19 protein-coding genes are annotated in these 25,590 nt (G+C 71.2%); 11 read left to right on the top strand and 8 right to left on the bottom strand.

The genetic code is table 11. The features are described 5' to 3' along the window. Positions 1–3 precede the first annotated feature (3 nt). Complete coding sequence (locus ACX9TP_RS46060; protein WP_482977083.1) at positions 4–774, top strand: class I SAM-dependent methyltransferase; 771 nt, start codon at positions 4–6, stop codon at positions 772–774. Here the strand turns inward: ACX9TP_RS46060 and ACX9TP_RS46055 are convergent. Next, positions 755–1,219, bottom strand: coding sequence for a winged helix-turn-helix transcriptional regulator (locus ACX9TP_RS46055; RefSeq protein ID WP_482977082.1), 465 nt, complete (start codon positions 1,217–1,219; stop codon positions 755–757). The genes ACX9TP_RS46060 and ACX9TP_RS46055 overlap by 20 nt on opposite strands. A 101-nt stretch (positions 1,220–1,320) precedes the next feature. Between ACX9TP_RS46055 and ACX9TP_RS46050 the strand changes: the two genes are divergently transcribed. After that, positions 1,321–2,175: an SDR family oxidoreductase gene (locus ACX9TP_RS46050; RefSeq protein WP_482977081.1), complete on the top strand. Its 855-nt coding sequence runs from the start codon at positions 1,321–1,323 to the stop codon at positions 2,173–2,175. Positions 2,176–2,178: 3 nt separating this feature from the next. Here ACX9TP_RS46050 and ACX9TP_RS46045 read toward each other — a convergent pair whose 3' ends face one another. Both ACX9TP_RS46045 and ACX9TP_RS46040 read right to left on the bottom strand, forming a co-directional pair. Then, the gene (locus ACX9TP_RS46045; RefSeq protein ID WP_482977080.1) at positions 2,179–2,898 is read right to left on the bottom strand and encodes a CTP synthase C-terminal region-related (seleno)protein; all 720 of its coding nucleotides are present in this window, start codon (positions 2,896–2,898) and stop codon (positions 2,179–2,181) included. Positions 2,899–3,394: 496 nt separating this feature from the next. Continuing rightward, on the bottom strand, positions 3,395–4,681 hold the full coding sequence (locus ACX9TP_RS46040) for a hypothetical protein (protein ID WP_482977079.1): 1,287 nt from the start codon (positions 4,679–4,681) through the stop codon (positions 3,395–3,397). Positions 4,682–4,881: 200 nt separating this feature from the next. On the opposite strand from ACX9TP_RS46040, the gene ACX9TP_RS46035 reads away from it, so the two are divergent. Then, the gene (locus ACX9TP_RS46035) at positions 4,882–5,262 is read left to right on the top strand and encodes an Mpo1-like protein (RefSeq protein WP_482977078.1); all 381 of its coding nucleotides are present in this window, start codon (positions 4,882–4,884) and stop codon (positions 5,260–5,262) included. A gap of 117 nt (positions 5,263–5,379) precedes the next feature. On the opposite strand, the gene ACX9TP_RS46030 is transcribed toward ACX9TP_RS46035, so the two are convergent. Then, positions 5,380–6,654 (bottom strand): Gfo/Idh/MocA family protein, encoded by a 1,275-nt coding sequence (locus ACX9TP_RS46030; RefSeq protein ID WP_482977077.1) that lies wholly within the window; start codon positions 6,652–6,654, stop codon positions 5,380–5,382. Between the two features lie 287 nt (positions 6,655–6,941). On the opposite strand from ACX9TP_RS46030, the gene ACX9TP_RS46025 reads away from it, so the two are divergent. From ACX9TP_RS46025 to ACX9TP_RS46015, 3 genes are all read left to right on the top strand, one after another. Continuing rightward, entirely contained in the window at positions 6,942–7,664 is a 723-nt protein-coding gene (locus ACX9TP_RS46025; RefSeq protein ID WP_482977076.1) for a YebC/PmpR family DNA-binding transcriptional regulator, read from the top strand. A 75-nt stretch (positions 7,665–7,739) separates the two neighbouring features. Continuing rightward, a complete protein-coding gene (locus ACX9TP_RS46020; protein ID WP_482977075.1) occupies positions 7,740–9,227 on the top strand; it encodes a DUF6068 family protein in 1,488 nt (495 codons plus the stop codon). A 137-nt stretch (positions 9,228–9,364) separates the two neighbouring features. Next, complete coding sequence (locus ACX9TP_RS46015) at positions 9,365–10,489, top strand: serine hydrolase domain-containing protein (protein WP_482977074.1); 1,125 nt, start codon at positions 9,365–9,367, stop codon at positions 10,487–10,489. 86 nt (positions 10,490–10,575) lie between these two features. Here ACX9TP_RS46015 and ACX9TP_RS46010 read toward each other — a convergent pair whose 3' ends face one another. Beyond that, a complete protein-coding gene (locus ACX9TP_RS46010) occupies positions 10,576–15,045 on the bottom strand; it encodes a galactose-binding domain-containing protein (protein WP_482977073.1) in 4,470 nt (1,489 codons plus the stop codon). 346 nt (positions 15,046–15,391) lie between these two features. Continuing rightward, on the bottom strand, positions 15,392–16,048 hold the full coding sequence (msrA, locus tag ACX9TP_RS46005; protein ID WP_482977072.1) for a peptide-methionine (S)-S-oxide reductase MsrA: 657 nt from the start codon (positions 16,046–16,048) through the stop codon (positions 15,392–15,394). 125 nt (positions 16,049–16,173) lie between these two features. Here msrA and ACX9TP_RS46000 point away from each other — a divergent pair, with 125 nt between their 5' ends. Then, the gene (locus ACX9TP_RS46000; protein WP_482977071.1) at positions 16,174–17,808 is read left to right on the top strand and encodes a Sapep family Mn(2+)-dependent dipeptidase; all 1,635 of its coding nucleotides are present in this window, start codon (positions 16,174–16,176) and stop codon (positions 17,806–17,808) included. A gap of 13 nt (positions 17,809–17,821) precedes the next feature. On the opposite strand, the gene ACX9TP_RS45995 is transcribed toward ACX9TP_RS46000, so the two are convergent. Continuing rightward, entirely contained in the window at positions 17,822–19,840 is a 2,019-nt protein-coding gene (locus ACX9TP_RS45995; protein ID WP_482977070.1) for a PAS domain-containing protein, read from the bottom strand. A 313-nt stretch (positions 19,841–20,153) separates the two neighbouring features. On the opposite strand from ACX9TP_RS45995, the gene ACX9TP_RS45990 reads away from it, so the two are divergent. Then, positions 20,154–21,116, top strand: a complete 963-nt coding sequence (locus ACX9TP_RS45990) for an ornithine cyclodeaminase family protein (protein WP_482982331.1) — start codon at positions 20,154–20,156, stop codon at positions 21,114–21,116. Further along, positions 21,113–22,486, top strand: a complete 1,374-nt coding sequence (locus ACX9TP_RS45985) for an MFS transporter (RefSeq protein ID WP_482977069.1) — start codon at positions 21,113–21,115, stop codon at positions 22,484–22,486. Before ACX9TP_RS45990 ends, ACX9TP_RS45985 begins: the two co-directional genes overlap by 4 nt. Positions 22,487–22,581: 95 nt before the next feature. Here the strand turns inward: ACX9TP_RS45985 and ACX9TP_RS45980 are convergent, their stop codons facing one another. Then, on the bottom strand, positions 22,582–22,824 hold the full coding sequence (locus tag ACX9TP_RS45980) for a hypothetical protein (RefSeq protein WP_482977068.1): 243 nt from the start codon (positions 22,822–22,824) through the stop codon (positions 22,582–22,584). Positions 22,825–23,234: 410 nt separating this feature from the next. On the opposite strand from ACX9TP_RS45980, the gene ACX9TP_RS45975 reads away from it, so the two are divergent. Both ACX9TP_RS45975 and ACX9TP_RS45970 read left to right on the top strand, forming a co-directional pair. Continuing rightward, positions 23,235–24,692, top strand: coding sequence for an AAA family ATPase (locus tag ACX9TP_RS45975; protein WP_482977067.1), 1,458 nt, complete (start codon positions 23,235–23,237; stop codon positions 24,690–24,692). Further along, positions 24,689–25,582, top strand: coding sequence for an HNH endonuclease family protein (locus tag ACX9TP_RS45970; protein ID WP_482977066.1), 894 nt, complete (start codon positions 24,689–24,691; stop codon positions 25,580–25,582). The genes ACX9TP_RS45975 and ACX9TP_RS45970 overlap by 4 nt, the downstream gene beginning before the upstream one ends. The last annotated feature ends 8 nt before the right edge of the window (positions 25,583–25,590 follow it).

Raw genomic sequence — 25,590 nt, 5'->3', positions numbered from 1 at the left:
GCAATGAGTGACGCGGTGCTGGGGTTCTACGAGGGGCTGGCGGAGGAGTACCACCTGCTCTTCGCCAACTGGGCGCAGTCGGTGGAGCGGCAGGGCGCCGCGCTGGATGCCCTGCTGCGCCGCTGCGGCGCGCCTCCGCCCCGGCGCGTGCTGGACTGCGCGTGTGGCATCGGCACCCAGGCGCTGGGCCTGGCGGCCCGCGGCTACATCGTCCATGCCACGGACTTGAGCCCCGCCGCCGTGGCCCGCGCCGAGCGCGAGGCCCGTGCCATGAACGTCACCCTCACCACCGGCGTGGCCGACATGCGCACGCTGGACACGCAGGTGGCCGGCACCTTCCCCGTGGTGCTCGCCTTCGACAACGCGGTGCCGCACCTGCTGACGGACGAGGACCTCGACGCGGCCGCGCACGCGATGGCGGCGAAGCTGGCCCCCGGGGGCCTCCTGGCGCTGAGCATCCGCGACTACGACACGCTGGTGGCGGAGCAGCCGCGCTTCACCTCGGAGCGCGTGCTCGACGCCCCCGAGGGACGCCGCATCCTCTTCCAGCTCTGGGACTGGTCCGCCGACGGGCGGACGTACACGGTGCACCAGTTCATCCTGCGCCCCGAGGGCAGCGGGTGGCAGACCACCGAGCACACCGGCGTGTACCGCGCCCTCCACCGCGTGGAGCTGGAGCGGGCCCTGACGCGGGCCGGCCTCATGGACACGCGGTGGTACCTGCCCGAGGAGACGGGCTTCTACCAGCCCATCCTCACGGCCCGGAGGCCGTGACGCGCCGGGCCCTGGGCTCGCTGGCGTTCTTCCGGGGAGTCTTCGCCTGCCGGGCCCGCGCCTCCAGGACGCGGGGCAGGCTCTCCTCAATCCAGTCGGTGAGCGCCTCGACGTGCCCGGCGACCTCCTCACCGAGGGGCGTGAGGGTGTAGTCCACGTGCGGCGGAATCACCGGGTGGACCTCGCGCAGCACGAAGCCGTCCTCCTCCAGGGCGTGCAGCGTCTGGGCGAGCATCTTCTCGCTCACCCCGGCCACCTTGCGCCGCAGCTCGCTGAAGCGGTGCGTGCCGTCCACCAGGGCGACCAGCACCAACACCCCCCAGCGGCTGGTGACGTGCTCCAGGACGCCACGGGAGGGGCACTCCGCCGCGTGCACGTCGCCTCGCTGCTCGGCCCGCTTCGTCATCATCCGGCTCAGGTGCCGGGGCCCCTTCGTCGTCGCCATGCCAGTAGCTTACCTCAAGGTAGGTACTTACGAATAGTTAGTACGGCCGTTACGGTGAGTCTCGCGTTTCAACGAAGCCTTCACGCCAGGAGATTCACCCCATGATTCTCGTCACCGCCGCCACCGGGAAGCTCGGTCGTCTCGTCGTCGAGGAATTGCTCAAGAAGGTCCCCGCCAGCCAGGTCGCCGTGGCGGTGAGAAACCCCGCGAAGGCGGCGGACTTCGCCGCGCGTGGCGTCCAGGTGCGCCAGGCGGACTACAGCCGGCCGGAGACGCTCGGGGCGGCGCTGGCCGGGGTGGAGAAGGTGCTGCTCATCTCCTCCAATGAGGTGGGCCAGCGGACCACGCAGCATCAGGCGGTGATTGCGGCGGCGAAGAAGGCCGGAGTCCGCCTGCTGGCATACACGAGCATCCTGCACGCGGACCACACGCGCATGATGCTGGCCGGGGAGCACAAGGCCACCGAGGAGGCCATCCGCGCTTCGGGCCTGCCCTTCGTGTTCCTGCGCAATGGCTGGTACTTCGAGAACTACACGGAGAATCTGGGGCCCGCGCTGGCGCACGGCGCGCTCGTGGGCAGCGCGGGCGAGGGGCGCGTCGCGGCGGCCACCCGGGCGGACTTCGCGGCGGCCGCGGCGGCGGTGCTCACCACGCCGGGGCAGGAGAACACGGTGTACGAGCTGGCGGGTGACGTCCCGTTCACCATGGCCGAGCTCGCCGCCGAGGTGTCTCGCCAGGCCGGCAAGCCCATTGCCTACAACGACCTGCCGGCGCAGCAGTACCAGGGCGTGCTCACGGGCGTGGGCGTGCCGGGGCCGTTCGCGGAGATTCTGGCGGACTCCGACGTGGGCATCTCCCGCGGCGAGCTGAATGACAGCTCCGGTGATTTGCGTCGGCTCATCGGCCGGGCGACGACTCCGCTCGAGGACGCGGTGGCGGTGGCGTTCAATCGCTGAGGCTCACAGGGGCGCCCGGGCGGAGGCCGCCGCGAGGAAGGCCTGGATGAGCGGGTGGGGCTGGCCCGTGCTCGCGCTGAGCTCGGGCTGGAACAGCGTGGCCAGGAAGAAGGGGTGCTCCGCGAGCTCCACCACGCGCACGGCGCCCTCTTCGTCCTCGCCGGTGATTCGCAGCGCGGCGCGGTCGAGCACGTGCCGGTAGCGTGCATTGAGGCCGTAGTTGCAGTGGTAGGCCTCGGTGGACTCGATGCGGCCGAAGGCCCGGGCCGCGTGGGAGCCCGCCTTCAGTGTCACCTTGCCCCGTTCGCCGACCAGTGAGCAGGAGAGGGCGCCGACCAGCGGCATGGCGGCGTCCGGGTTGGACTCGGCGTGGTCCGCCTCGCGCAGTCCGAGCACGTGGCGCGCGAACTCGATGAGCACGTGCTGGAAGCCGCCGCAGGTGCCGAGGAAGGGGATGCCCTGCTCGCGTGCGACGCGAATCGCGGCGAGCGCTCCGGCCATGCTCTCGTAGGGGCTGCCGGGGACGCACCAGATTCCGGCGAACGGGGTGAGCGTGTCCTCGCGCACTCCGTCCAGCTGGCGCGTGCTCAACCAGGTCAGCTCGGGGGGCGGCACACCGAGCGCCCGGCTCGCGAGCTCCAGCGCCATGGGGATGGCGCCGTGCGCGCGCACGGCGGGACTGCGGTCTCCCACGAGACCGATACGGATGACGGGGTGGCTCACGGTTCCTCCTGACGGTTCGACCGCTCCGGGTACGCGACAGCAGCGCGAGCGGGATGCGCCAGGGAGTTCGCGGATAGCAGCCCGGCCTGCATGCGACAAGGACTCAGTGCCTTGCGGCCATGAGCCTCGACCCCGGCTCCGCTTCGATGTCGGGCAGCGTCTTCCCGGGAGGGTGGGGTCGGCTGGACGTGATGGACGCCTCGCGTGCGGTGGCTTCCTGCGGCTCGACCGCTCCGGAGTGCCCAGGCACTCGTGGCGCGCGAGGTCCTCCCGGACCGTCCGGGACGGGGCCCGAGGCGTCCTGTTCGGAAATGTCGGGGGTTTTGTGTCGCGAAATGTCCCGACATTTCCGAACAGGACGGTGCTGGGAGCGTCCGGGCCGCTGCCTGGCGGTCTCGTCGTCGCGCGGAACGTCGCTTCCAGCTTCGCTCGCGACTGCTCGCTCAGCGGTGGCCCTGTCGTGCCCGGGCAATGGCGACGTCTTCCGCGCCCTGGGTCAGGTGCCGCGCTTCGCGTCCGCAGGGGCGTTGGGGTGGCGGGTGAGGAGCGTGCGCAGCTGCGGCTGGCGGCGGACCGCCTCCTGCCGCAGGAGGTGCGCGATGAGGGCCGGCGGCGCCGCGCTCCAACGCGCGATGTTCTGGATGAGCATGGGCGAGCGGTACGTGCGCCCGCACAGCAGCGACGCCGTCTTTCCGTCCACCGGCAGGCCGATGAGCGCCGCCAGCGAGCGGCCCTCGGTGTTGATGATGAGCTCCACCTTCTCCTCGGCGGGACCGGTGGCGAAGCGCTGGCGGAGCACTTCACGCGCCGAGCGCCGCGTGCCCTCGGGGATGTCGCGGTCGTTCGTCACCTTGTGCAGCTCCATGAGGCGTCTCGCGCCCCACAGCCGGCGGAAGAGTCCCGCCGGAAGCTGCGGGTTGCGCACCAGCCACCGCCGCACACCCAGGTCCGCCGTGAAGGCCGCCCGCCCGCACAGCGCCTCCAGCCCCACCGGGTTGCGGTGGTAGCGCGCCACCAGTCGCGCATGCGCCAGCCCCGTGCGCGCGTTCTCCAGCACCGCCTTGATGACCGCCGGCACCGGGTCGAAGCACAGCGCCGACAGCACCGGGTCCTCCGCCGCGTGCGCGTGCGCCACGCGCTGGTCCTCGGGCAGCGGATGCAGCCGTGTCTCGAAGAGCTGGCGGTAGTTGCCCAGCGCCACCTCCGGCTCGTCCTCCGCGGGCTCCGAGTCGTCTGGAGCGTCGCCAGCTTCCGGAGGCACATCAGCCTCATGGGCCGTCAGGTCCAGCGTGGGGAGATCCTCCTCTGCTTCACCGGCAGGACCCGGCTGGGGGCGTGCACCCTGCGCCGGAGCCGTGTGGCCGTGGAGGGGGTTCGCTCCCTGTGCCGTGGACGTGTGTCCGGTGGGCCCGGGGCCTGCGCCCTGCGCCGGAGCCGTGTGGCCGTGAAGAGGGCTCGAGCTTCGTGCCGGAGCCGTGTGGCCATGAAGGGGGCTCGCGTCGTGTGCCGGAGTCGCGGTGGCGACTGTCGGCCGGGCCGCCTGCGCCACCGGTGCTGGCGCCGCACCCGGGCTCGCGGCCGCGACGGCGGGGAGCAGGGCGCCCTCGGAGACGAGCCGCGTGAGGATGGTCCTCAGCCGCTCCACGGGAAGCCCCGTCAGGGCGGGGAGGTTCCTCGCCGGCGTGGCGCCGTCCAGCCGCGAGAGCACGAAGCCCTCCTCGGCACTGAGCACCAGCTTCCGCAGGTCCACCGTGGGATTCAGCTTGGGAATCCAGTCCGCCATTGCCCGGCAGTCTCCCACGACCCACGCGCCTCGCGGAGTGCCTCACTTCCCCCCGTGGGGGCCCTGTCGCAAATTGCGCGTGAGACTGAAAGTGTGTCCCACGGACGGTCGGCCGGCGGGCACCCGGGCGTGTCCATGCCTACACGCTACGACCTGGGGCAGGTTGACGCGGGGCACCCCCCTGGACACAACTTCACCCTATGTCCGACCGCATCCAGACCTATGCCGAGTTCTGGCCGTTCTACCTGCGGGAGCACGCGTTGCCCTCCACGCGCTGGCTCCACTTCATGGGCACCAGCCTGGGCACGGGCATCGGAATCACCGCCGCCGTGACGGGGCGCGGACTGCTCGTGCCGGCCGCGCTCGTCGCCGCGTACGGCTTCGCGTGGTTCAGCCACTTCGTCATCGAGCGCAACAAGCCGGCCTCGTTCAAGTACCCGCTCTGGTCGCTCATCTCCGACTACCGCATGGCGGGGCTCATGGCCGTGGGCAAGCTCAACCCGCACATGGACCAGGCCCTCGCGGGCGGCGCGGGCTCTGGCGCCGCGAACCGGCTGTCCGCGGCGCAGCAGGCCCGGTAGTCCCGAGGCCGCTTCGCTCCTCCGCGCCGGAGCTGCTTCGGCGCTTCCGCCGAGGCAGTGCCTCCCCAGTCGCCCGAGGCCGCTTCGGCCCCCTGCCGGAAGCGAGCCCGCGCCGGCTCAGCCCTCTTCTCGCGGTGGCGGCCCGCGGAACGCATCGAGCTTCTTCGGCGCCTCCAGCTTCACCGGCTTGCCCTCGCGCGCGGAGCGGTAGAGCGCCTCGATGATGCGGACGTCCGCGAGCCCCTCCTCGCCCGGCGTGTGCACCGCGCGGTTCTCCTGCACGCACTGCGAGAAGTGGTCCATCTCCCGCGCGAACTGGCTCGGCTGCGGGTAGCTGCGCTCGGTGGTGTCCTCCGCCTTCGGCGACGCCGGGGACTTGCGGCCGATGCGCATGCGCAGCCCCCGGTACGCGAAGGCGTTGTCCATCTCCACCGACGCCTCCGTGCCCATCAGCCGCAGACGCCGCACCTCGTGCGTGCTGTAGCCCGTGGTGCAGTTGGCCATGAACCCCGAGGGGAAGCGCAGCTGGAACGTGAAGCTCTCCTCCACCTCCTTGAAGCGCGCGTCCCCCGGCGTGCTGTACATGGAGCCCATCACCTCCACCGGCTCCTCGCCGCTCAGGTAGCGCGCCGCGCTCAGGCAGTAGATGCCCACGTCCGGCAGCGGCCCGCCTCCCGCCAGCGCGCGCTTCAGCCGCCAGTGGTTCGGGTCTCCCTGCGCCTGGCCGTTGTCCGCGGAGAAGAGCCTCAGCGCTCCCAGCTCCTTCTTGCGCGCCATGTCGATGAGCGCGCGGTGGTGCGGCTCGTACTGGAGCCGGTACGCCACGCCCAGCTTGCGGCCCGCCTTGTTGCACGCGTCAATCATCTGCTGGCACTCGGCGGGCGTGTTCGCCATGGGCTTCTCGCAGAACACGTGCTTGCCCGCCTGCGCCGCGCGCACCGTGTACTCGGCGTGCATGTGGTTGGGCAGCACGATGTAGACGACCTGCACGTCCGGGTTGTCCTTCAGCGTGTCGAAGGACTTGTAGTCGTACAGGTGCTTCTCCGGCACGCCGTACTGCCGCGCCACCGTCCGCGCCTTCGCGGTGTCGCCGCTCACCAGCGCCACCAGGCGGCTGTGCTTCGACTCCGCGAAGGCGGGGAGCAACTCCTCCAGCGACAGCCGCCCCAGCCCGACGATGGCCCACCCCACGCGCTGGTCCGGCGGCCGGGGATTGGGCAGCGCGTGCTCCCGCTCGGAGGGCGCGGAGATGGGCGGCAGCTTCACCTCCTGCCCCGGTGCCGCCGCGGCCGCGGCCAGCACCTCCGGCGTCCACGCGCCCACCGCCACCAGCCCACCCGCGGCGCCGAGCACCCGCCTGCGCGTCCACTGCTGGTCCGTCTCGTGCTTCATCGTCCGTGTCTCCTCGCAATCCGGTTGCACGCGCGCAGCCAACCCCGGCCAGCCCGGTGCGAGGGGCCCCAACGGACGCGTGGGGCCGGAGGCTGTGGGCCGGAGGACAGGCACCGCGGGGTGGGGTGTTGGGGCACCAACACCTGGGGGCCCGCCCGCCGTGCGGCCCGTCAAGCCGCCCGCCCCGACGCAGTGGGCCACGGCGTCCCTCCACCCCGGCCCGTGCCCCAGGTGAAGTGGCGTAGGAGTAGCCACGCGGAAGGGCGCCGACCTATACATCCCCTCCCATGGGACGCATTTTCGAGACACGCAAGGCCACGATGATGGCCCGCTGGAACAAGATGGCGAAGGTGTTCACGCGCATCAGCAAGGACATCGCCATCTCCGTGAAGTCGGGTGGGCCCAATCCCGATTCGAATTCCTCGCTGCGCCGCATCCTCCAGAACGCCCGCGCCGCGAACATGCCGAAGGACAAGGTCGACGCCGCCATCAAGCGCGCCAGCGGCCAGACGGCGGCCGACTACGAAATCGTGCTCTACGAGGGCTACGCCCCCCACGGCATCGCCCTGCTGGTGGAGACCGCCACCGACAACGTGGTGCGCACCGTGGCCAACGTGCGCATGCACTTCAACAAGTACGGCGGCAACCTGGGCACCACCGGCAGCGTGGCCTTCATGTTCCAGCGCATGGGCGTCTTCCGCCTCAACCCCGAGGGCATCAACCCGGACGAGCTGGAGCTGGAGCTCATCGACCACGGCCTCGTGGACATGGGCGAGGGCAAGGGGGAGAAGGGCGAGAAGCAGCTCATCCTCCACTGCGCCTTCACCGACTTCGGCCAGCTGCAGCACGCGATTGAAGCCAAGGGCCTGACGCCCATCTCCGCCGAGTCCGAGTACGTGCCCCAGAACCTCATCGAGCTGCCCGAGGACAAGGCCACCGAGGTGCTGGAATTGGTGGACTCGCTGGAGCAGGACGAAGACGTGCAGCGCGTCTTCCACAACCTGGGCTGAGCGTCCGGCGCCCGTCTGCTTGCCTGGTAAAGCTCTCTTGGGTGGCCCTCCTTCCCTCATGCGATGCTCCGCGGCGTGAGAAAGCGTCTTCCAGCGTTCTGCGCCGCGCTCCTGCTGGCGGGCGCGGGCTGTGACGAGTCCGACGAGGACCCGCCGCAGCCCGTCGTCGCCACGGACCAGGACGCGGCGCCCGCCCCGCCGCGCAATGCGTGGCGCGAGGCGCGCGTCGGAGACTCGGTGGAGTACGAGTACACGTACGAGCACGGCTCCTTCAAACGCCCCGAGTCCCGGAGGAAGCTCGACGCCACCGCGAAGCTGGAGGTCATCTCCATCCAGCCGCCCTGGGTCTGGGTCCAGGCCACGGTGAAGGTGGCGCACGCCGCCACGCCCCAGCGGCGCTTCCTCATCCCCGTGGACTGGGAGCGCGTGCCACCACCGTCGCCGCGCCCCATTCCGCCGCCCGGCGTGGACGACCCGCGCGTGACGACGCAGGTGGGCGGCACGCCCATCACCTGCGTGGAGGGCGGGGCCGATGACCGCACCGCCGACGGGCCCGTCAGCTCCTGGTGCGACACGGAGGCGCCGGAGCTCTACCTCGCCCGGCGCATCTGGGAGAAGACCACCGGCGCGCTCACCGCGGGCGGCTTCTACACCTGGAAGCTCCAGGCCACGCGCATCCGGCGCGGGGCGAAGAGCCAGCCGGTGCCGCCGCCCTCGGACGTGCCCCGGCTCTTCCTGCCGGAGGCGTGGTGCCGGCGCATCCCCGTCTCCGGCCACCATGGCGCGGTGGGCGCGGAGCAGCAGGAGCGCTTCATCGGCGGGTGGGGCCTGTCGCGCCGCCGCACGCTCTCGCGCGTGCTGCGCACGACGGAAGACTTGCGGCGCGGTGACCTCGTGAAGGCCGCGGACGGCTGGTACGAGGCGGGCGAGTGGCATGAGGAGCCCACCGGCTCGCTCCTCGACGCGGTGCTGACCATCAGCCGCATGGAGGGCCAGCGGCCGGGGCACGCCGGGAAGGCCACGCCCGGACGCGTGCGCCTGGGCTCGGGCGTGGAGGTGGAGAGCCGCACCTTCGAGGACCGCCTGTTCCGCAGGGAGTATGCGAAGGACCCCTGGGACCCGGCCTTCGACGGGCTCCCCTGGTTCCCCCGCTGGGAGCCGCTCGTCGAGGTGGAGTTGCCGGACGGCCGCGTGCGCGGAGACCGGCTGTGGGAGTGTGGCCCGGGGCCGCTGGCGCCCTCGCCCATTCCCCCGGAAGACCTGCCGGACCGCGTCAGTCCGCACGAAGTCTCACGGCTCGCCAACGCGCCGGAGCTGCACGAGGCGTGCGGGCAGACCCAGCCCGCGAGCAGGTCCGCGGCCTACACGCTCAAGGTGCAGGTGGAGCCGGATGGCAGCGTCCGGTCCGCCTCGCTGAGCGTCGCCAGCCGCGAGCTGCCCAGGGAGGGCGTCGTCCCGTCCCGGCGCCTGCGGTGTCTGGAGGGCAAGTTCCGGCAGCTCCGTTTCCCGGCGCACAGGCTGCGCATGCCCCCGGTGGAGACCGTCCTCTTCCTCCGTTACTGAGCTACACCTGTCCTCCGGATGAGGCGGGCGGAAGACGCGCCCGCGGAAGGGAGCAGGTGATGAGCTCGGGAGGCTGGTCCAGGGCGCGGCTCGGCCGCATGCACGACGTCATGGCCCGTCACGTGGAGCAGGGCCACATGCCCGGCTTCGTCACCCTGCTGTGCCGGCGGGGTGAGGTGCACGTGGACGTGCTCGGCGACAAGGCGCTCGGCGGCGGCGAGCCGATGCGGCGCGACACGCTGTTTCGCATCACCTCCATGACGAAGCCCGTCACCGCCGTGGCGGCGATGATGCTGGTGGAGGAGTGCCGGCTGCGGCTGGACGAGCCGGTGGACCGGTGGCTGCCCGAGCTGGCAGACCGCAAGGTGCTGAAGCGGCTCGACGGGCCGCTCGACGACACCGTGCCCGCGCACCGGCCGATAACACTGCGCGACCTGCTCACCTTCCGCCTGGGCCTGGGCCTCATCTTCCAGCCGTCGGGCGGCTTTCCCATCCAGCAGGCCATCAACGGGCTGCAGCTCTCCCTGGGGCCGCCGAAGCCGGCGACGCCGCACTCGCCGGACGAGTGGATGCGCCGGCTGGGGACGCTGCCGCTGATGCACCAGCCGGGCGCGCGGTGGATGTACAACACGGGCTCGCACGTGCTGGGCGTGCTGATTGCGCGCGCGTCCGGCCAGTCGCTGGAGACGTTCTTCCGCGAGCGCATCTTCGAGCCGCTCGGCATGAAGGACACCGGGTTCACCGTGCCCCCCGAGAAGCTGGACCGGCTGGCGAGCTCCTACTGGGTCGACGACGCGACGGGCGGGCTGATGCTGCACGACGGCGTCCACGACAGCCAGTGGAGCCGCCCGCCCGCGTTCCCGGATGGCGCGGCGGGGCTGGTGTCCACCGCCGATGACTTCCTGGCCTTCGCGCGGATGCTGTCGAGCGGGGGGAAGCTCGGGCGCGAGCGCATCCTGTCGCGTCCCTCCGTGGAGTTGATGACGACCGACCAGCTCACGCCCGAGCAGCGGGTCGTGGCCGCCGATGACCTTGGCGCCAACTGTGGCTGGGGCTTCGGCGTGGCCGTCATCCACATGCGCGACGGGGTGGCGGCGGTGCCGGGGCGCTACGGCTGGGACGGCGGCTATGGCACCTCCTGGGCGAATGACCCGAGGGAGGACCTCATCGCCATCATGATGACCCAGCGCGCGGGCAATCCCGCGTACTCGCCCGTGTTCCAGGACTTCTGGACCCTGGCGTACCAGGCCATCGACGACTGAGTCGCGGAGGGCGGCCGCTCTCCGTGTCCGCGTGACTGCGTCGTGAAGGGCGGTCGCCACCGTGGCGACCGCCCCCCGTGTCACGGCTACTTCGTGAAGGTGATGGGCCCGTTGGACTGCGTGCTGTTGCCCGCACCGTCCACCGCGCGCACCCGCCACGTGTGGCTGCCGGCGTTCAGCCCGGTAATCGAGAGCTGCTCCGTGCCCACGCCGTACACCTCGAGCTCCCACAGCGAGTAGCCGTAGCCCGTCGCGCGCTGCACGCCGCGCATGCGCACGTAGCGTCCGACGCCGCTCAGGCCGGTGAGGTCGTCCTCGCCGCCGTCACCGGCCGTCACGCTGCGCAGCGTCTGCCAGCCCGTGGCGCCGTCGAGCGACGTCTCCACGACGTACTGGCGGCCGTACGCGGCCTCCCAGCTCAGCCTCACGCGCTTGATGGAGTAGACGCCGCCCAGGTCCACGGTGATGGACTCCGTGTCCGGGTTGGCCACGTCGGTGCGGCTGGACCAGCGCGTGGCGGGGTTGCCGTCCACCGCGTCGTTGGGGCTGCCGAACTCGTTGGACGTGGCGGCCACGTTGCGGCCGAGCGCGAGGTTGACGCCCGTCCCCACGTAGGCGCGCGGCGTCGCCGTGGGCGAGCGGTCCAGGCCGTCCACGTTGAGCACGTACTGCGACACGCCCGCGCCCACGTCCGTCGTCTGCTCCCAGATGAACGTCGTAATCGCCCCCGGCGCCGTCGAGTCCGCCGCCGGCACCAGCGCCGCGAAGGCCGAGGGCGGCGCGGTGTCGTTCATCGTGAAGGTGGCCGTGGCCGAGGTGGTGACGCCCCCCGCCCAGTTGTAGGCCTTCACGAACCACGTGTGCGCCCCGTTGCTGATGGCCGTGCTGGTGAGCGAGGCGGACGGCGTCTTCGTCGTCGCCACGGGGAACGGGTTCCCGTCGAGGAAGACCTCGTAGCGGTGGATGCCCGTCTGCGGGTCGCTGCTCGCCGTCCAGGTGAAGGTCGGCTTGGTGGTGATGGTGGAGCCCGGCGTCGGCGTGGTGAGCGAGAAGGCCGTGGGCGGCGTGCTGTCGCTCAAGCCGAAGCCCTGGATGCCCGCGCCGTACTGGAACAGCGGGTTGCCGTAGATGGGCAGCACCGGCAGGCCCTGAGCGATTCGCGAGCGAATCTCCGTGCGCTGCGCGGCGGTGGCGCCCAGGTCGAAGGGCAAGTCCCACTGATCGAGCTGGCCCGTCTCCACGTCGGTGCCCACCTGGCTCATGTCGCGCGGGAGCTGCCAGGGCAGCATGCCGCGCGGGAAGACGTCGCCGAAGAGGATGTCCGCGACGGCGGGGCCTCCGGAGTCACCCGGCCGGTACGCAATCAGCAGCGCATTGGTTTGCGGCACCACGTTGGTGAGGACGTAGGGGCGCGGCAGGATGACCACCGTCGTCGTGGGGATGTTCCGCGACTTGAAGCCGGTGATGATTCCGTACTGGTTGCCCCACTTCGCGTCGTGCGCCGGGCCAATGGGGTCGCCCGGCAGGTAGGGCTTCTCCTTGTCCCACTCGGTGCCGTGGGTGAAGTAGCTCTCGCCCACCACGACGATGGCCGCGTTGGGCGTCACGCCCGCGGGCGCGTTGTCCTTGTAGACGGTGATGCCCGCCGCTTCCGCGCGCTGCTTGATGGCCTGGTAGATGGTGAGGTCGCCGAACTCCGTCCCGTGGAAGTCGGAGCGCCACGTCACCATGCAGGACGGGTCATCCGCGCGCGGACCGGCGACGACGATGGAGGCGCCGGGGGACAGGCGCAGCGGCAGGGCGCCGTCGTTCTTGAGCAGCGTCATCGCGTTGGCCGCCGCACGGCGCACCAGCGCCTTGTGGTCCGCCGTGTGCCACTGCGAGGTGCCCGCGGGGCCGCCGCGGTACGGGTCCTCGAAGATGCCCAGGCGGAACTTCAGGTCCAGGATGCGGCGCACGGCGGCGTCAATCTTGGACGCGGGGACTTCGCTCTCGAAGGCGCCCATCTGCTGCGGGTTGGCGCCGCCCATGACGTCCGAGCCCGCGTTGGCCGAGCGAGACCACGCGCCCGACGGCAGCCAGTCCGAGCAGATGACGCCCGTGTAGCCGAGCTGCTGGCGCAGGTAGTTGAGGATGCCCGGGTTGTCACCGGCGCCGTAGCCCTCCGGCCCCAGCAGCCAGCTGCCCGCGTAGCCCGGCATGATGCCGCTGGTGCCGGCCTCAATCGCCGCGTGCCACGGACGCATGTGGTAGTGGATGGTGGTGCCGTCGTAGGTGATGCCGGCCTCACCGCCCGCGCCCTGGCCCGGCCAGTGCTTCGTCGTCACCCAGATGGAGTGCGGGTTCACCTCGGGGCCACCCTGGAGGCCCGCGATGATGGCGCGGGTGATGCCGGCGGCCAGGTCGGCGTCCTCGCCGCTGCCCTCCTGGATGCGCGGGTAGAGCACCTTGGTGCCGACTTCGGCCAGCGGCGACAGCGTGCCGCGGCTGCCCACCGCGAGCTGCTCGCGGCGCTGCATGTCGCCCACCTCGTAGACGGTGTCCAGGTCCCTCGCGGCGGCGAGCGCGGGCTGCGTGGGCCAGCTCGTCTTGTAGCCGTGGATGGTGTCGCCCGCGTCGATGTGGGGGATGCCCAGGCGCGTGGCGGCGGAGGCCCGCTGGAAGCTGACGATGTCCTGCGGGCTCAGCGGGCCCATGGTGAAGCCGGCCTCGGGCACCGTCTTCGCCTCGTAGAACATCTGCAGGGCCTTCTCGTGCAGCGTCATGCGCGACATCAGGTCGTTGACGCGCGTGGTGATGGGGTTGTGCCAGTCCTCGTACGGCTCAATCTGGCCGTTCTTGTTGAGGTCTCGCATGCCGTTGATGAGCGGCACCGCGTCCGCCGCCGTCTCCACCACCGGGAGGTACACGGAGAAGGTGCGCAGGTCCGAGCGGCTGGTGTTGCCGCTGGGGAAGCTGGCCACGACGTACCACTTGTATGTCCAGCGGTCGGGCAGGTCCGTGGTCAGCGTCCACGAGGTGCCCGTGGTGGTGGTCATCAGCGTGTAGCGGTCCAGCAGGCTGCCCGGCGCCATCCAGTCGTAATCGTCGCGGCTGATGTTGAGGTAGACCTTGTAGTTCGTCGCGCCGGTGACGGCGGCCCACTGGAGCGTGGGGCGGCGGGTGTTGGTAATCATCGCGGCGTTGGCGGGCGCGGTGACGGCGAAGGCTCCGGCGACGGGGGGCGGCGGCGGCGCCACGTACGGGTCGGGGATGATGGTGCGGTCTCTCCCGTCGGGGCCCGTGCCCGTCGAATAGATTTCCACCCTCCACTCGGCGCCCTGCACCGCGAGCGCGGAGACGGACTGGCCGCGCTGCACCACGCCGTTGGCGTCCGTCACGACGAGCCGGATGTCCGTGTTGGGCTGGGTGGGGGAGAACTGGTTCTTCGACATCGTCACCGTCGTGTTGGGCGCGAAGGTGATTTCGTAGGTGAAGGGCCCGGGCGGGTTGCGCACGGAGGGCGTGGTGTTGCCCTCCTCGGGCGTGGGCGTGACGCTGACGGGCGCGGGCGAGACGTTGATTTTCGCGTAGGCCAGCTCGGGGAACATCAGCTTCACCGTCTGGTTCGTCGTCTGCGGGGGCGGCTCGTTCGGTCCGCCGCCGGGCGCGTACACCTCGAAGGACCAGAGCGAGTAGCCGTAGCCGGTGCCGCGCTCGATGCCACGCATGCGCACGTAGCGGGCGCTGCCCGTCACGGTGATGGTGCGCACACCCGCCGTGCCGTTGGTGATGGTGGGCGCGAGCGCCGTCCAGTTCGTGTCGTCGTTGGAGCCTTCAATCGCGTACTGCTTGCCGTACGCGCCCTCCCAGTTGAGCACCACCTTGCCCAGCGTCTGCGAGGAGCCGAGGTCCACGCGAATCCACTGCGCCTCGAGGGAGGCGGAGGACCAGCGCGTGCCGACGTCACCGTCGAACGCGTACTGCGGCGCGAGGTGGGCGGCGTTGACCTCCACGCTGGACGCGGTGGCGGGCCGGCCCTTCGCCAGGTCGCCCGTCGCGCCGGTGCCGCCGTAGACGGCGAGCTCCCACAGCGAGTAGCCGTAGTCCACCGCGCCGCGCACCTGGCCGAGGATGCGCACGTAGCGGCCGGTGGCCGTCAGCGCGAGGTCATCCGTGCCGCCGTCGCCGTCGGTGACGACGCGCGCGTTCTGCCAGGTGGCCCCGTCCGTGGAGACCTGCACGGTGTAGCCCCTGCCGTAGGCCGTCTCCCAGGTGAGCACCACGCGGCCGATGGCCGTGCTCGCGCCGAGGTCGACCTGAATCCACTCGTTGGTGGTGAAGGCGCTGCCCCACCGCGTGGTGGCGATGCCGTCCACCGCGTAGCTGCCGGGAAGGCCCGCCTCGGCGGAGGACGTCGTCACCGGCCTGTTGAGGGCCAGGTTCACCGTCCCCACCTGGGCCTCGGCGGAGGAGGCGAAGGCCACGACACCCACGATTGCGAATACCGCGCACGCCCGGGCCAACCACGAGCCGGGGCCTTGCTCGCCCTGCACACGTCGCGTCAGCACACTCATAGGGGAAAAGCGGACCACTGGAGAAAGTGGGGGAGGGGGGCTGCGGACACCATTCGAGGAGGGGCTGCGTCCGAGCGGTCCATTCCTTTCTGGTCGGGATTTTAATTGTTCGGACTGCGAACAAAGTCAAACCGGGTCCAGATAACGCAGTAAGTCGGGGTTTCCGTGTGAGTGCGGGCGCACGAAAACCACAGCCCCGGCGGACGGCTACCGGGCTGCTACTGCTTTCGGGTTGCAACGGGAGGAGGTGGCGGCGGACGCCCTCGCGGAGAGGGCGCCACGGGCACGCCGGGGAGGGGCGGGGGCACCCGTCGAGACGGATGCCCGCCGCGTCACGACAGGGGACTCAGGCGCTGACGCCCACGCCCACCGGGCACGTCACGCCGGTGCCGCCGATGCCGCAGTAGCCACCCGGGTTCTTCTCCAGGTACTGCTGGTGGTAGTCCTCGGCGTAATAGAAGGCCGGCGCGGGGATGATTTCCGTCGTAATCGCGCCGAAGCCCCGGGCCTGCAGCGCCTGCTGGTACGCGTCGCGGCTGGCCTCGGCGGCGCGCTTCTGGGCCTCGCTCGTGTAGTAGATGCCGGAGCGGTACTGCGTGCCCGTGTCGTTGCCCTGGCGCATGCCCTGCGTCGGGTCGTGGTTCTCCCAGAACACGCGCAGCAGCTGCTCGAAGGAGACCTTCTTCGGGTCGTACACGACGCGCACCACCTCGTTGTGGCCCGTGAGTCCGGAGCACACCTCGCGGTAGTCGGGGTTGGGCGTCAGTCCACCGGCGTAGCCCGCCGCCGTGCTGTACACGCCGGGCACCTGGTAGAACTTGCGCTCCACGCCCCAGAAGCAGCCCATGCCGAAGATGGCCACCTCGTGGCCCTCCGGAACCGGGCCCTTGAGCGGGGTGCCGAGCACCTCGTGCTTCGCGGGGACGGGCATCTCTTCCGACCGGCCCGGCAGTGCCTCTTCCGGGCTCGGGATACGCAGCTTCTTCGTGGAGTTGAAGAACATGTCCCAGGAATAGCGATGTTGGCGCCCGGTTTCACGCCCAGACGGAGCAGGCGGCCGGGCGGAGGGTGGAAGGCCCGTTCCGCCGGTGGGCCGCCCTGTGTCCCTGGACTACGGTGTCCCCCTCCATGCGCTCAAGACTGACCGCTGCCCTCCTCTGTGTCCTCCCCTCCCTGGCCTTCGCCGCGAAGGACTCGCGCTGCCAGGGCACCCCCAAGGCCCGTGCCGCCCGCTTCTCCGAGGCCGCCATGAAGGGCGCCCCTGCCGCCGAGCGCTACGCCGCCTATGTCCAGGCCTGCGCCCTGGACGAGGTGGTGGAGCTGACGAAGCAGCTCGTGCGCTTCAAGACGGTGAGCAGCGAGGTGCCCGCGGCCAAGAGCCCCGCCATCGCCGACATGGGCCGCTTCCTCCAGAAGTGGGCGAAGGCGCACGGCATGACGTACCGCGCCGTGGGCGCCAACGACGTCTTCGAGCTGGCCTGGGGCGAGGGCGCGCCGAGCCTGGGGCTCGTGTTCCACGGCGACGTGGTGCCCGCCCCCGCGCACGAGTGGAAGAAGCCTCCCTTCGAGCCCTACGTCCAGGACGGCCGCCTCTACGGCCGCGGCGTGGAGGACGACAAGGGGCCCCTGGCCCAGGCGCTGGTGGCGCTCGACTTCGCGCGGCAGCTGGGCCTCAAGCCCCAGGGACGCGTGCTCGTCATCGTCGGCAACGGCGAGGAGAGCGACTGGTCCGGCATGGTGAAGTACGCGGCCTCCGAGCCCAAGGCCACGCACGTCATCTCCGTGGACTCCAACTACCCGGTGGTGGCGGCGCAGTCCGGCTTCGTCGCGTGGAACCTGGAGGCTCCGGTGGGTGAGCCGGTGAAGGCCGCCAACGCCACGCTGCGCGCGGTGGACGTCACCGGCGGCGAGTTCCTCACCCAGGTGCCCGGCGCCGCCACGCTGAAGCTGCTGCCCTCCGCGGGCCGCACCGCCGAGCAGGCCCTGGCGGACGTGCAGGCCGCGGTGACGGCGGAGAAGGGCGCGCGCGCGACGCTCCAGGCCGACGTGAAGCGCGACGGTGACGCCGTGGTGCTCACCACGCACGGCAAGGCGGTGCACGCGTCCATCGCCGACGAGGGCCACAACGCGATGTGGGACCTGGCCGCCGTGGCCGCGCGCCTGCCGCTGGAGGACAACGGCATCGCCGCCATGCTGCGCGTGGTGGCCCGCCGCTTCGACGGCGACCACTTCGGGCAGAAGCTGGGCGTGGCGTACAAGGACGACGGCCTCATGGGCCCGCTCATCTCCGCGCCCACCGTGCTGCGCGTGGCGGACGGCAAGGTGGCGTTGGGCGTCAACATGCGCCGGCCGCAGGGGAAGGACGCCGCGGCCTTCAATGCCACGCTCGACCAGGCGGCGAAGCTGGTGGGCGAGGACACCGGCGGCCGCGTGACGGAGGCCAAGGGGCGCTACGTGGGCGACGCGCACGTGGCGGACACGTCCGGCACGCTCGTCACCACGCTGCTGGACATCTACAAGCGTCACAGGAACGCCCCGGACGTGAAGCCCGGCTCCGTGCGCGGCGGCACCTACGCGCGCCTGTTCCCCAAGGGCGTGGACTTCGGGCCCGGCTTCCCCGGCGAGCTGTACACCGGCCACGCGCCGGACGAGTCCATCTCCCTGGAGAGCCTGGACGCCGGCACCCGCATGCTGGCCGAGGCCGTGCACACGCTGGCCCTGACGCCCCAGGCTCCGGCGCCCGCGCCGGCACCCACGAAGTAGCGCCGGCCCCCACTCACCCGGGCGGGGGCACGCGGGGCCAGTACACGGTGAAGGTGGTGCCGTCCCGTGCCGTGGAGCGCACCTCCACGCGGCCGCCGTGCACCCCCGCAATCTGGCTGACGATGTAGAGCCCCAGTCCCAGGCTGCGCTTCTGCTTCGCGGTGTCCGGCGGGCCGAGGTGCGTCTTGAACGGGTCGAAGATGCGCGCCATCAGCTCGGCGGGAATCGGCTCGCCGATGTTGTGCACCTCCAGCACCACCACGTCGGGCTCGCCGCGAACGCAGGTGCGCACCGGGGCTCCGTCCTGCCCGTGCTGAATCGCGTTGGACACCAGGTTGCCCAGCACCTGGGCCACGCGGTCCGGGTCCCACTCCCCCCACGTGTCGCCATGCGCCTCGAAGTGGAGCTGGCGCTCCGGGTGGCTGACCTGCAGCTCCTCCACCGCGGCCTGGCACACCTCGGCCAGGTTCATCCGCTGGCGCGACACCGGAATCCCGCCGCCCAGCCGGCTGCGCGCGAAGTCGAGGATGTCGTTGATCATCCGCCCCATGCGCGCGGAGGCCTTGCGGATGCGGTCCACCGCGCGTTGCTCCGGCACTCCCAGCGCTTCCGTCCGCGAGAGCTGGAAGGCCGACGCGGTGATGGCGTTGAGCGGGTTGCGCAGGTCATGCCCCAGCACCGCGAGCAGCTGCTCGCGGAAGTCCACCGCCTGCCGGAGCGCGGCCTCCGACTGCTTGTGCTCGGTGATGTCCACCACGGCGCAGCCCAGGCCCAGCACCTCGCCCAGCGCGGTGCGCACCGGGTAGAAGCTGGCCTGCCACATGCGGCCTCCGCCCCTGGGCACCGAAGGGGGCAGGCTGTACTCGAACGAGCGCACCGGCTCGCCCGTCTCGAGCGCGCGGCGGAGGATGGGCTCCACCGCGTCCGCCACCTCGGGCAGGTGGATTTCGCGGAAGGGGCGGCCCTCGTGCCCGTCCAGCGGCATGCCATTGATGTCCGCCATGGCCTGGTTGAGGCGCACGTAGCGCAGCTCCCGGTCCAGGAAGGCGATGCCCATGGGCGTGGCGGACAGCAGCGCGTTCAGTTGCGCGAGCGAGCGCTGCGCCTCCACGCGCGCGGAGCGCTCATCCGCCTGGAGCCGGGCCTGGACGAGGTAGGCGGTGGCCCGCTGGGCGATGCTGCGGAACAGCAGGGTGTCCGGGTCGGAGAAGAGGAAGGCGGTGCGCGAGCCCATGTACGCCACGCCCAGCAGCCGCTCGTCCTCCAGCAGGGGCACGCCATAGATGGCGCGAAGCCCCGGCTCCCGGAGCGAGGGCAGCAGCACGCGCGGGTCCGTGGTGGCCGAGCGCAGCGCCAGCGCCCTGCGCGTGGTGGCCACCTGGCCCATGAAGCCCTCGTCGTACCGCAGGGAGCTGCCGAGGGCCTTGTCCGCCCCCAGCCCCACCGCGGCGCGCACCACCAGCCGCTCTCCCTCCAACATCATCACCGCCGCCGCGTCCACCGCGAGCGCGGACTCCATCAGCACGGTGAGCAGCCGCATCAGGAGCGTGTCCGCGGGGGGGTTGTCCAGCGTGGCCTGCGTCATGCGGTCCAGCGCCTGGAGGATGCGCTGACGGGCCTGCGAGAAGCACGTCATGGTGCGCGTGACGACGCGGTCCAGCGCCTCGTCCAGCCGCTCCAGCTCGCCCGGCGCCAGCCCGCGCGGCTCGGCCTCCAGCCGGCGCAGGATGCACTTGCGCAAAAGCGCGTACTCGGACGCCACCTCGCCCAGGTCGAAGCCCTGGTCCAGCCGTATCACCGCGTGCTCGTCCCAGAGCGCGGTGCCGAGCCCCTCGGGGCCATGCTCGATGACCTCGGCCAGCGCGAGCAGCAGCTCCGGCATGTGGTCCATGAGCCAGGAGTGCCGCTCCGTGCGGTCCGCATGGAGCGCGTGCATCCCCTGCTCCCAGTCGGACAGGAGCGTGGCGCGATGCGCGCGCAGGAAGTCCGCGGCCCGGAGCGTCCTCGCCCCACCGGGCTCGTCTTTATTCACGGGGCGTGAATCCGGCTCCAGCATTGCCGACCTCCCGAGGCCCTGCCCGCCCTCGTCACCTCCGCCTCAATGTTGGGCACGACCCCACGGGCGTGCCTTGCCCTCGCGTCCCGGTGAAGGCGCACTTCCGGGCGCCACGTCGCGCCGCCGCGGTCCGGGCTCGCGGCGTTGCGCCCGCCGGGGCCGGCTGCCGCTCCCCACGGGGCGACGCACCTTCGTACAGAGGCCACTTCGTCCACCGGCGGGCGCTTGCCGTGCGCGGGGTGCACGGGACGCTGGGGGGACGGAGCCACTGGCGTTAGGTTGGATGAAGATGCGCACCCTCCTGCTCAATCGCTCCGACGTGTCCCGCAACCTCCAGGCGCTCACCCTGCTGGAAGACATGCGTGAGGCCTTCCGCACCGACGCCCTCGCCCGCACGGTGGCTCCCCAGCGCGCGCGCGGGCCGCTGCACGCGGAGGGCACCGCGCTGGTGCTCTTCCCCGGCAGCCTGCCCGGCATCCCCGCCTACACGGTGAAGGTGCACGCGAAGTTCCCCGGCCAGACGCCGGCCATCCAGGGCGTGGTGCAGCTGCATGACCTGGCCACGGGCGCGCTGCTGGCCATCATGGACTCCGGGCACCTGACGGCGGTGCGCACGGGCGTGGTGGGTGCGCTCGCGGCGGACGTGCTGGCGCGGCCGGACGCGAGCCGGGTGGCGCTCATCGGCGCGGGGCGGCAGGCGGTGCTCCAGCTCAAGTCGCTGCGGCTGGTGCGCTCGCTGCAGCACGTGCGCGTGCATGACACGGAGATGGAGCGGGCGCTCGCCTTCGCCACGCGCATGTACAACGAGCTGAACCTGCCGGTGCGCATGGAGGAGTCGGTGGCGGACGCGGTGGCGGACGCGGACATCGTCGTGACGTCGACGTGGAGCCGGGAGCCCTTCCTGCACCCCGGCATGCTGCGGCCGGGCACGCACGTCATCACCCTGGGCGCGGACGAGCCGGGCAAGGCGGAGGTGTCCGCGGAGGTGTTGAAGGCCTCGCTCTTCGTGGTGGACCACCGGGGGCTGGCCGTCACGAGCGGCGCGGCGGGCGGGGTGGGGCTGGGCGAGGACGCCATCCACGCGGAGCTGGGGGAAATCATCGCGGGGATGAAGCCGGGGCGCACGTCGCCGGAGCAGGTGACGGTGTTCGGCGCGGTGGGGCTGCCGTTCCAGGACCTGGCGGCCGCGTGGCACGTGTACCAGGCGGCGCAGGGGGACGACGCGGTGCAGGGCGTGGACTTCAGCGCATGAGGGCCTGGGACGCGCTGCTGACGCGCCTGGGGCTCACCCGGCCGGAGCTGCGCGCGTGGGCGCTGTACGACTGGGCCAACTCCGCCTACGTCACCACCGTCATCGCGGTGGTGTTCCCGCTGTACTACGCGTCGGTGGTGTCGGACGGGCTGCCGCGCGAGGTGGCCACCACCCGCTTCGCCACCGCCACCTCCGTGGCGCTGGCCGTGGTGGCGCTGCTGTCGCCGGTATTGGGCGCGTTGAGCGACAGGGCGGGGCGCATCAAGCAGCTCCTGGGCGGGTTCCTGGTGCTGGGCGTGCTGGCCACGCTGGGGCTGGCCACGGTGGGGCGCGGCGACTGGGCCTGGGGGCTGGTGCTCTTCGGCCTGGGCAACGTGGGGGTGACGGGGAGCACCGTCTTCTACGACGCGCTGTTGCGGCACATCGCCCGGGATGACGAGCTGGACCGGGTGTCCACCGCGGGCTACGCGCTGGGCTACCTGGGAGGCGGGCTGCTGCTGGCGGCGCAGTTGGTGCTGCTGCTCCAGCCGCACTGGTTCGGGCTGGCGGACGCGGCGTCGGCGTCGCGCGTGGCCTTCCTGACCGTGGCGGTGTGGTGGGCAGGCTTCTCGGTGCCCCTGTTCCTGCGGATTCCCGAGCCGAGGCCGGTGCACAACGGCCGCGACAGGCGCGTGTCCCTGCGCGGCACGTTCCTCCAGCTGGGCCAGACGCTGAAGGGGCTGCGCGAGCACCGGCAGGCGCTGCTGCTGCTGGTGGCGTACCTGCTCTACAGCGACGGCATCGGCACCATCATCCGGCTGTCCACGCTGTACGGGACGGAGCTGGGCATTGGCCGCGGGGCGCTGATTGGGGCGCTGCTGTTGACGCAGACGGTGGGCGTGCCGTGCGCGGTGCTGTTCGGCCGGGGCGCGGCGCGGGTGGGGGCGAAGCCGGCGCTGATGCTGGCGCTGGCGGTGTACGTGGGGGTGACGTTCCTGGGGTACTTCATGCGCACGGCGGCGCACTTCTTCGCGCTGGCGCTGCTGGTAGGCATGGTGCAGGGCGGCAGCCAGGCGTTGAGCCGCTCGCTGTTCGCGCAGATGGTGCCGCGCGACAGGGCGGCGGAGTTCTTCGGCCTCTTCAGCGTCTTCGAGAAGGTGACGGCGGTGGCGGGCCCGCTGGTGTTCGCGGCCACGGTGGAGCTGACGGGCTCCAGCCGGCAGGCGGTGCTGTCGCTGCTCGTCTTCTTCGCCGCGGGCGCGGCGGTGCTGTGGCGCGTGGACGTGGAGACGGGACGGCGCGCCGCCCGCGAGGCGGAGGCGCGCGCCGGGTGGGGCGAGGCGCCGCTGACGGACGGCGCCCCGGTGGGTGTGCCTGGAGACCGGGCGTAGCCCGGCGTGCTCGGAGACCGGGCGTAGCCCGGCGTGCTCGGAGACCGGGCGTAGCCCGGCGTGCTCGGAGACCGGGTGTAGCCCGGGCGCAGGCGTCACTGGTGGATGGGCGGGACTTCCCTCGGCGCGGCGAAGAGACTGTCGCGGCCGTGGTTGAGCACCACCTCGCCGTGTATCACCTCGCGTACATCCTCGATGGCGACGGCGAAGTCATGGTGGCGGAAGAATCCCTTCTCCACGATGAGCTCCTTGTCGTTCATGTCGATGATGCGGCCGATGGTGTGGCCGTCGTTGCCCCGGACCTTCATCCCCTTGTGGATTTCCGAACGGTTGAACATCGTTGGCTCCCCGGAGCCAGGAAGGGCTGGCCCCTGCGCAAAAGCTGCCGTGTGCTTCCATGCGGCGCAGCGGGCATGCGGCGCATGGCCCCGTTTCTTCCCGGAGCCCCGGACATGCCGGGCGGCGGTGCCCCTCTCGGTTGGCGTTGACGCGCCCTTCCCGTCGAGGAGGCAGGCAGGCGTCCGTCGCGGGGCTCAAAGGGTGGAGAACGAGCAACGTCGCGAGCTCGCTGTCTCATCCGGGTTCGCAGGTTGCGCTGTCCGGACGCTGGCTCCCGATACCCCGGATGCCGCGGCCCGCTGCGGCCCGTTCCTACCGCGACTTCAGGGCGGGCACATCCATGGGCCCTGTCACGAAGAAGGCGGGCGAGTCTCTTGCGGCACGCTCCCCTGCATGTGAGCTTCCGCCCATGTACCTTCGCCACCTCAAGGTCAAGCACCTGAAGCGGCTCGCGGCCTTCGAACTCGACTTCACGCATCGCGGTGCGCCGCGCATGTGGACCGTGATGATTGGCGAGAACGGGACGGCGAAGACGACGCTGTTGCAGGCCATCGCGCTGGCGTCGGTGGGATTCAAGGAGGTCAGCGGCCTGGCGGGGCCGGCCGTGAAGCATCTGCGCGACCGGCGCAGCGAAGAGTTCATGTCCATTGACGCGCTGTTCGCGTTCGGCCCCCAGTCACGCAAGGGCGGCAAGGCGATCCACCCACGCATGGCGGCCGCGGGCGAGCACAAGCCGGCGGAGTTGTTGCTCCGGTCCCAGGTGAGCCTCCAGGCAGGCGCGACGTCGCTCGATGCAGCTGCGTTCTATGGCACTACGCTGAAGGCGCACGCGCCCGACCCGCTCGCGGAGGCCCGGTCCCTGAACACGCCGCTGTGGTTCGTCGCGGGCTACGGCATCTCGCGGGCGCTGCCGGATGCGAACGAGATTCCAGCCCTGGCACGCCCGGCCATCGAACGTCTGGAGCCCCTGTTCCGGCAGCAGCGGCTGGCGTCCACCGGCTTCGCGAACCATTTCCTGGAGAAGGACCGGAGGGAGGGGCGCAGGGCCGGAGAGACCTCCCGGCGTTTCAGCCGGATGCTGAATCAAGCCGTCAAGCTCGGAGGGGACGACCTCTTCCCCGGACTCGCGCGTCTGGAACTGCGCGGGCAGGGCGGGGCCCGCTCGAGCACCGCGCTCATCGAGAGCGACCGCTTCTACCAGGTGATGGCCAGGGGGCAGGAGCCGGTGGCCATCGCGGGAGTCGCACTCTCCCATGGCTACCAGTCCACCTTCGCGTGGATCGCGGACCTGATTGGCCATGTGCTGCTCGAATCGAAGACGGAGGTCACCACGACTGAAATGGAGGGGCTCGTGCTGATTGACGAGATTGACCTCTATCTGCACCCAACCTGGCAGGCGCGCTTCATTCCCGCCCTGCGCCGGGTCTTCCCGCACATGCAGTTCATCGCGACGACGCACTCGCCCGTCGTGCTCTCGACGCTGGCTCCGCACGAGGTCGTCCGGCTCACCATCGATGAGCAGACCGGAGATATCGTTCAGGGAGGTTGGGCGCGCGGTGGCGGGCAGTTCCGTCCCGGCATCCAGGACGCCGAGCATCAGCCCGACCCGCGAATCATGACCGGGGGCGAGCTCTATCGGACCTGGTTCGGGCTCGAAGGCGTCACGCCCAACCCGCTCGGAGAGAAGCTGCGGCGTCTTCAAGTACTCTCGGTGCATCCGGCTCCGACGGCGGCGCAGCGAAGGGAGCTGAAGGAGCTGCGCGGCGCGGTTCGCCGGGAGCTCATCCAACTGCTCGGGCCCACCGAAGGAAGGAAGGCCTACGCGGATATCGAGGCGAGCCGCGAGGGCGCGGGAGGTACCCCATGATTCGTATTGCCCGGGGGGCCGAGCCCAGGGGCTTGAAGACAGCGGCGCGCAGGCGTCTGGCGGCCGCGGTGAAGGGCTTCAACACGCACGGGGCTCCGTCGAAGGCCCTCACGGCGATGCTGGATGGGTACAACACGCATGCGACGAAGCAGGCCCTGTACAAGGCCCAGCACGAGAAGTGTGCCTGGTGCGAGCAGGAGACAGCCTTCAGCAGCTCGCCGGTGGAGCACTATCGCCCCAAGGACGGGGCCTGGAGGCACCTCCCGGGCGAAGCGGAGCGCGTCGACCCGAGCCACTACTGGTGGCTCACCTGGGCATGGTCCAACCTGCTGTTCTCGTGCGTGCGGTGTAACGACGCGGGGCACAAGGCGAACTATTTCCCGCTGCGTGCCGGGACGGCGCCCGCGGCTGCTCCCGTCGCCCCCGTTCCACTTCCTTCTCCGGAGCCACTCGCGGACGTTTCCGCGGAGCACCCGTTGCTCATCGACCCCGCGGGGGGCGAGGACCCGCTCGACCACATCACCTGGGTTCCCACGAGCAAGAGCTTCGACAGGCGCGATTGGATATGGACCCCGCTGGGCCTGACCGATGAGGGCGATGCGACGATTGTCATTCTGAAACTCGAGGAGTTGGCGGATCGCGTTCAGGGACATGTCCGTACAAGGCTGATTCCGAGCATCGAGGAGATGGAGGAGCACCTGGGCGCCGGGCGCGTACAGGCCGGGTACCGCCGCTGGACGCGTCTCCTCGAGGACAACCTCGCGCCTGCGGCGGAGTGGTCCGCCTTCACCTGGCGCGCTTTGGACTATCTGGTGCCCGGGACATACAGGCGGCAGCACGGGCTCGTCGAACCCACGAGGCCAGGGGCTCCTCGCGCCGCCGACATGTGACACCCATT

The organism is Pyxidicoccus sp. M15 (assembly GCF_056858435.1).
Note: the sequence above shows the minus strand (reverse complement) of the source record. Positions and strands in the feature narration are given on the sequence as shown.

Excerpts from the sequence above, each read along its gene's own strand:
- ACX9TP_RS46060 (WP_482977083.1), top strand. The coding sequence starts at position 4 with ATGAGTGACGCGGTGCTGGGGTTCTACGAGGGGCTGGCGGAGGAGTAC.
- ACX9TP_RS46055 (WP_482977082.1), bottom strand. The coding sequence starts at position 1,219 with ATGGCGACGACGAAGGGGCCCCGGCACCTGAGCCGGATGATGACGAAG.
- ACX9TP_RS46050 (WP_482977081.1), top strand. The coding sequence starts at position 1,321 with ATGATTCTCGTCACCGCCGCCACCGGGAAGCTCGGTCGTCTCGTCGTC.
- ACX9TP_RS46040 (WP_482977079.1), bottom strand. The coding sequence starts at position 4,681 with ATGGCGGACTGGATTCCCAAGCTGAATCCCACGGTGGACCTGCGGAAG.
- ACX9TP_RS46035 (WP_482977078.1), top strand. The coding sequence starts at position 4,882 with ATGTCCGACCGCATCCAGACCTATGCCGAGTTCTGGCCGTTCTACCTG.
- ACX9TP_RS46030 (WP_482977077.1), bottom strand. The coding sequence starts at position 6,654 with ATGAAGCACGAGACGGACCAGCAGTGGACGCGCAGGCGGGTGCTCGGC.
- ACX9TP_RS46025 (WP_482977076.1), top strand. The coding sequence starts at position 6,942 with ATGGGACGCATTTTCGAGACACGCAAGGCCACGATGATGGCCCGCTGG.
- ACX9TP_RS46015 (WP_482977074.1), top strand. The coding sequence starts at position 9,365 with ATGCCCGGCTTCGTCACCCTGCTGTGCCGGCGGGGTGAGGTGCACGTG.
- ACX9TP_RS46010 (WP_482977073.1), bottom strand. The coding sequence starts at position 15,045 with ATGAGTGTGCTGACGCGACGTGTGCAGGGCGAGCAAGGCCCCGGCTCG.
- msrA (WP_482977072.1), bottom strand. The coding sequence starts at position 16,048 with ATGTTCTTCAACTCCACGAAGAAGCTGCGTATCCCGAGCCCGGAAGAG.
- ACX9TP_RS46000 (WP_482977071.1), top strand. The coding sequence starts at position 16,174 with ATGCGCTCAAGACTGACCGCTGCCCTCCTCTGTGTCCTCCCCTCCCTG.
- ACX9TP_RS45990 (WP_482982331.1), top strand. The coding sequence starts at position 20,154 with ATGCGCACCCTCCTGCTCAATCGCTCCGACGTGTCCCGCAACCTCCAG.
- ACX9TP_RS45985 (WP_482977069.1), top strand. The coding sequence starts at position 21,113 with ATGAGGGCCTGGGACGCGCTGCTGACGCGCCTGGGGCTCACCCGGCCG.
- ACX9TP_RS45980 (WP_482977068.1), bottom strand. The coding sequence starts at position 22,824 with ATGTTCAACCGTTCGGAAATCCACAAGGGGATGAAGGTCCGGGGCAAC.
- ACX9TP_RS45975 (WP_482977067.1), top strand. The coding sequence starts at position 23,235 with ATGTACCTTCGCCACCTCAAGGTCAAGCACCTGAAGCGGCTCGCGGCC.
- ACX9TP_RS45970 (WP_482977066.1), top strand. The coding sequence starts at position 24,689 with ATGATTCGTATTGCCCGGGGGGCCGAGCCCAGGGGCTTGAAGACAGCG.